Origin of the sequence: Trebonia sp., from assembly GCF_049794275.1 — a bacterium.
Taxonomy (GTDB): domain Bacteria; phylum Actinomycetota; class Actinomycetes; order Streptosporangiales; family Streptosporangiaceae; genus Trebonia.
The window spans coordinates 1-4,768 of the sequence record NZ_JBARCR010001101.1; the positions used below are offsets into that span (position 1 = coordinate 1).

At 70.3% G+C, this 4,768-nt stretch carries 5 protein-coding genes; 2 read left to right on the forward strand and 3 right to left on the reverse strand.

Features of this window, described 5'->3' with window-relative positions; translation table 11 throughout:
* The coding region (locus WA805_RS27420; RefSeq protein ID WP_425243782.1) for a hypothetical protein at positions 1-481 on the reverse strand (481 nt) is incomplete at its 3' end.
* 79 nt (positions 482-560) lie between these two features.
* Between WA805_RS27420 and nhaA the strand changes: the two genes are divergently transcribed.
* Together nhaA and WA805_RS27430 are read left to right on the forward strand one after the other, a co-directional pair.
* Positions 561-2,456 (forward strand): Na+/H+ antiporter NhaA, encoded by a 1,896-nt coding sequence (gene nhaA / locus WA805_RS27425; RefSeq protein WP_422272457.1) that lies wholly within the window; start codon positions 561-563, stop codon positions 2,454-2,456.
* A 45-nt stretch (positions 2,457-2,501) separates the two neighbouring features.
* Positions 2,502-3,719, forward strand: coding sequence for an amidohydrolase (locus tag WA805_RS27430; protein ID WP_422323547.1), 1,218 nt, complete (start codon positions 2,502-2,504; stop codon positions 3,717-3,719).
* 213 nt (positions 3,720-3,932) lie between these two features.
* On the opposite strand, the gene WA805_RS27435 is transcribed toward WA805_RS27430, so the two are convergent.
* Positions 3,933-4,568, reverse strand: coding sequence for a DJ-1/PfpI family protein (locus WA805_RS27435; protein ID WP_425243783.1), 636 nt, complete (start codon positions 4,566-4,568; stop codon positions 3,933-3,935).
* Positions 4,543-4,768 (reverse strand): helix-turn-helix domain-containing protein (locus tag WA805_RS27440; protein WP_425243784.1); only part of this gene is annotated, 226 nt, incomplete at its 5' end. The genes WA805_RS27440 and WA805_RS27435, both read right to left, overlap by 26 nt.

A 4,768-nucleotide genomic window follows, 5' to 3' on the forward strand; every position in this document is an offset into this window, starting at 1 on the left:
CCGAGTCGAGCCCGGGGATCATGATCACCGCGGGCGGTGTGGCGTGGGCGCTGCGGATCGCGGGCAGCCGGAAGTACGCGGCAAGCTCGGTCCCCGCGTAGGGAACGTGCACGTACTCGGCGGGCGGATCGAGGGTGGCCGCTCCCCGGCGGAAGCAGGCCACGGTGCGCTCGTGGGCCGCCCGCTGCTCGTCCGGGTGATCGACGAAGACGAACTTGCCCCAGTGCCAGGCGAGCGCGGCCCGCCGCCAGGCGCCGGCCGCCGTCTCCCGCTGGCCGGCGTCCTCCGCGCTCTCGGCGAGCTGCTCGTACTCCGCCGCGGTGTTTCCCCATTCCCGGCACCAGTCGTCCCAGCGGGTGATCCTGCTCAGGGTCGCGGTGAAATCGCCGTAGTCGGTGCCGTTGGAGATGAAGCGGTAGCTCCAGTGCGCCGCCGCGGCCGCCACACGGGCGTCGGGTTCCGTCTGATCTTGTTGTGCCACGGATGCGATCCTAGGAGGTTGCCCGCCGGGCGAAAAGGTCAGCTCCGGGTGGTGGTCTCCGCGCTGCGACAATAAGGACATGACCGACTCCCAGACCGCCGCCGAGGCGCAGCCGGCCAGGACCCTGTGGGTGCCGACCCGCAAGACACCGCTGCGGCAGTTCCTGCAGACGGAGACCGGCAGCGCCGCCATCCTCGCCGGCGGTGTCCTCGTCGCCCTGATCTGGTCGAACGTGGCCGCGGGCAGCTACGAGCGGCTGTGGTCGACGCCGCTGGACATCCGCGTCGACAGCCACGGCCTGGCGATGGACCTGCGGACGTTCGTGAACTCGGGGCTGATGGCCCTGTTCTTCCTCGTGGTCGGCCTGGAGGCGCGCCGCGAGTTCGACATGGGCGAGCTGCGGGTGCGCAGCAGGCTGACACTGCCGGTGCTCGCCGGGCTGGGCGGCATGGTCTTGCCGATCGTCATCTTCCTCGCGATCAACGCCGGCCAGCCCACCGCGCGCGGCTGGGGCACCGCCATGTCCACCGACACCGCGTTCGCGCTCGGCGCGCTCGCGCTGGCGGGCAAGGGCCTGCCCGACCGGGTACGCACCTACCTGCTCACGTTCGCAGTGGTGGACGACCTCGGCGGGATCGTGGTCATCGCCTGCTTCTACAGCAGCAACGTGCGATGGATGGCGCTGGTCATCGGCGCGCTGCTGCTCGTCGCCTACGGGGTCCTCTCGCGGCGCGGGATCCGCAACGGCCCGGTGTACGCGCTGATCGGCGTCGCCTGCTGGGTGGCGTTCTTCAAGTCGGGGGTGGACCCGATCGTCAGCGGCCTGGTCATCGGGCTGCTCACCGTCGCCTACCCGGCGAACCGTGAGGACCTGACGCAGGCGACCGAGACATTCCGGCTGTTCCGCGAGCAGCCCACCGCCCGGCTGGCCGCTGAGGCCCGCGAGGAGGTGCGCGTCGCGATCTCGCCGAACGAGCGGCTGCAGCAGCGCTATCACCCGTGGACCAGCTACGTGATCGTCCCGCTGTTCGCGCTGGCCAACGCGGATGTCAGGATCAGCAGCTCGTTCCTGGCGCACGCCTACGCCTCCCCCGCCACGCTCGGCATCATGATCGGCTACCTGGCCGGCAAGCCTATTGGCACCGGGGGCGCCGCCTGGCTGGCCACCAAGCTGTCGAAGGGCAGGCTGTCCCCGCCGGTCGGCTGGGGGGCCGTCACCGGCGCCGGGCTGGTCGCCGGGATCGGGTTCACCGTCGCGCTGCTGATCGCCTCGCTCTCGCTCACCGGGACCGACCTGGCCGAGGCCAAGGTCGGCATCCTGTCGGGCGCGGTTTGCGCCGCGATTCTCACCTGGGTGTTCTTCCGGGTGCTCGACAGGCTGCCGGTCAGGACCAGGCTGCGGGCACTGCTCGGCACCGCCGAGACGGTCACCGACCTCGCCATGCCCGTCGACCCCGACCGCGACCACATCCGGGGTCCGCGGGAAGACGCGCTTGTCACGCTGGTCGAGTACGGCGACTTCGAGTGCCCGTACTGCGGGCAGGCCGAGCCGCACGTCCGCGAGCTGCTCAGGGGACACGCCGAGCTGCGGTTCGTGTTCCGCCACCTGCCGCTCACCGACGTGCACCCGCACGCGCAAATGGCCGCGGAGGCCGCCGAGGCGGCGGACCGGCAGGGCAAGTTCTGGGAGATGCACGACACCCTGATGGATCATCAGGGCGAACTCACGATCAAAGACCTGCTCAGGTACGCGGCCGACCTCGGCCTCGACACCGAGAAGTTCTCCGCCGACCTGCGCAAGCACACCGGCGCCGCCAGGATCGCCGAAGACGTCGACTCCGCCGACCTGGCCACCGTGTCCGGCACCCCGACGTTCTTCATCAACGGCAACAGGTACTACGGCGCCTACGACATCGACGCCCTGCAGGAGGCGGTGCGGACGGCCAAGGCTCGCGCGTTCATCGGCGCGCGGTGAAAAGATAGTGAAGTCAACCCAAACGCACGAGGAAAGGGCGGCTGCGTGGCCAGCAACAGCATCGCGATAACGGGCGGGTACATCGTTCCGGTCGAGGGCGAGCCAATCGATGGCGGGACAGTCCTGCTGGTGGACGGCAAGATCGCGGCTGTAGCTGGTCCGGACTTCAAGCCCCCGCCCGGCGCCGACGTCGTGGATGCCGCCGGCAAGTGGGTGCTGCCCGGGTTCATCGACGCGCACGCCCACCTCGGCGTGCACGAAGAGGGCGAGGGCTGGGCAGGCTCAGACACCAACGAGATGACCGGGCCTGTGCAGGCCCACGTGCGGGCGCTCGACGCGATCAACCCGGCGGAAGAGGGGTTCCGCGACGCGATCGCCGGCGGCGTGCTCGCGGTCAACGTCAACCCCGGATCCGGCAACCCGATCGGCGGCCAGACGGTGGCCATCCGCTGCTGGGGCCGCACGGTCGACGACATGGTGCTGCGCGAGCCCGCGGGCCTGAAGTCGGCGCTCGGCGAGAATCCCAAACGCGTCTACGGCGAGCGCAAAGAGACCCCGGCCACCCGGCTCGGCACCGCGGCCGTCATCAGGGCGGCTTTCACCGACGCGCGGAACTACATCGCTAAGCAGGACTTCGAGAAGAACGATTCTTCGGAACGTAAGGAGCCGACTGCCCGGGACCTGAAACTCGAGGCGCTGGCCCGCGTGCTGCGCAGGGAAATCCCCTGGCGCCAGCACTGCCACCGCGCGGACGACATCGCCACGGCGATGCGCATCGCGGATGAGTTCGGCTACCAGCTGGTGATCGACCACGGCACCGAGGCGCACCTGATCGCGGACAAGATCGCCGCCGCCGGGATCCCCGTCATCATCGGGCCGCTGTTCACCTCGCGGTCCAAGGTCGAGCTGCGGAACCGGTCGCTGGCCAACCCGGGGCGGCTAGCCGCCGCCGGCGTCACGATCGCGATCACCACCGACCACCCCGTGGTACCGATCCACTTCCTGATCCACCAGGCCACGCTGGCGGTCAAGGAAGGCCTGGACCGCGAGACCGCACTGCGCGCCGTGACCATCAACCCGGCGGGCATCATCGGCGTCGCCGACCGGCTCGGGTCGCTTTCCGTCGGCAAGGACGCGGACGTCGTGGTCTGGTCCGGGGATCCGCTGGACGTGATGTCTCGCGCGGAGGTTGCGTACATCGGGGGCGTTCAGGTCTATCACTATGACTACGGGACGCGTTCAGGCGTGCATGTGGCTCCGTGACGGTGGGGCGCGGTGGCTTGGTGGTGTTTGCCGCGTCCAGTCGGGGCCTGAGGGCGGCCCCGAACGACGCGGCGTCACACCACCGGCGCCCCGCTTCCCCTCGGGGCGAATGGACGGTGCGGCGTCGCACCGCTGGCGCCCATCGCGTCCCCCGAGTCACAACGGCTTGGGGCGCCTGCCTCTGTGCTGACTGGTTCCCGGCTGGGGCGGGGGCTACGGGTTGGGGAAGCGGGTGGCTGCGCGTTGGGCGGCGACTAGAGCGGGTGGGGCGGTTGTTGGGGAGCCGGCGTTGAATGGGGGGTTCGGGGCGTATTCGATGCCTAGCTGGATCGCCTGGGCGGTGTCGTCATCGGTGAGGCGGGCGGCCAGGGCCAGGGCCATGTCGATGCCGGCTGAGACGCCGGCGGAGGTGGCGTATTTGCCGTCGAAGACGTAGCGGTCGTGGACTGGCTTGGCGCCCAGGCTCGCTAGCTCGTTCATGGCTAGCCAGTAGGTGGTGGCTTGGCGGCCTGTCAGGAGGCCGGCCGCCGCGAGGATCAGGCTGCCCGTGCAGACGCTGGTGGTCCACATGGTGGTCTTGTCGGCTTCGATGATCCAGTCGCGGAGGGGGCCATCGCCCATGTGAGCCGACTGGCCCGGGCCGCCGGGGATGAGGAGCACGTCGGGATGGGGGACATCGGCATAGGAGGCGTCCGCACCCAGGGTGAGGGTGCCGGTCTCGTCGGAGACGGCACGGGCCCGTTCAGAAGCGAAAATTATCTCGGCGCCCGGGACGTGAGCCAGCACCTGGTGCGGGCCCACCGCATCGAGGGCGGTGAAGCGGTCATAGAGGGCGATGACGATCTGCATGGGGCTCCTTCGGACGGAAACGGCGGCGGTACTCGGCGGGACTGACGCCCAGGGCGCGGACGAACGCGCGGCGCATCGCCTCGGAGGTGCCGTAGCCGCAGGCGCGGGCGGTCTCCTCGACGCCGCTGGCGGAGTCCTCGAGGCAGCGGCGCGCGGCCTCGAGCCTCGCGCGGTCGACGTAACGGCCAGGCGGCATCCCG

Coding starts and splice junctions, on each gene's coding strand:
- WA805_RS27435 (WP_425243783.1), bottom strand. CDS start 4,568: ATGCAGATCGTCATCGCCCTCTATGACCGCTTCACCGCCCTCGATGCG.
- nhaA (WP_422272457.1), top strand. CDS start 561: ATGACCGACTCCCAGACCGCCGCCGAGGCGCAGCCGGCCAGGACCCTG.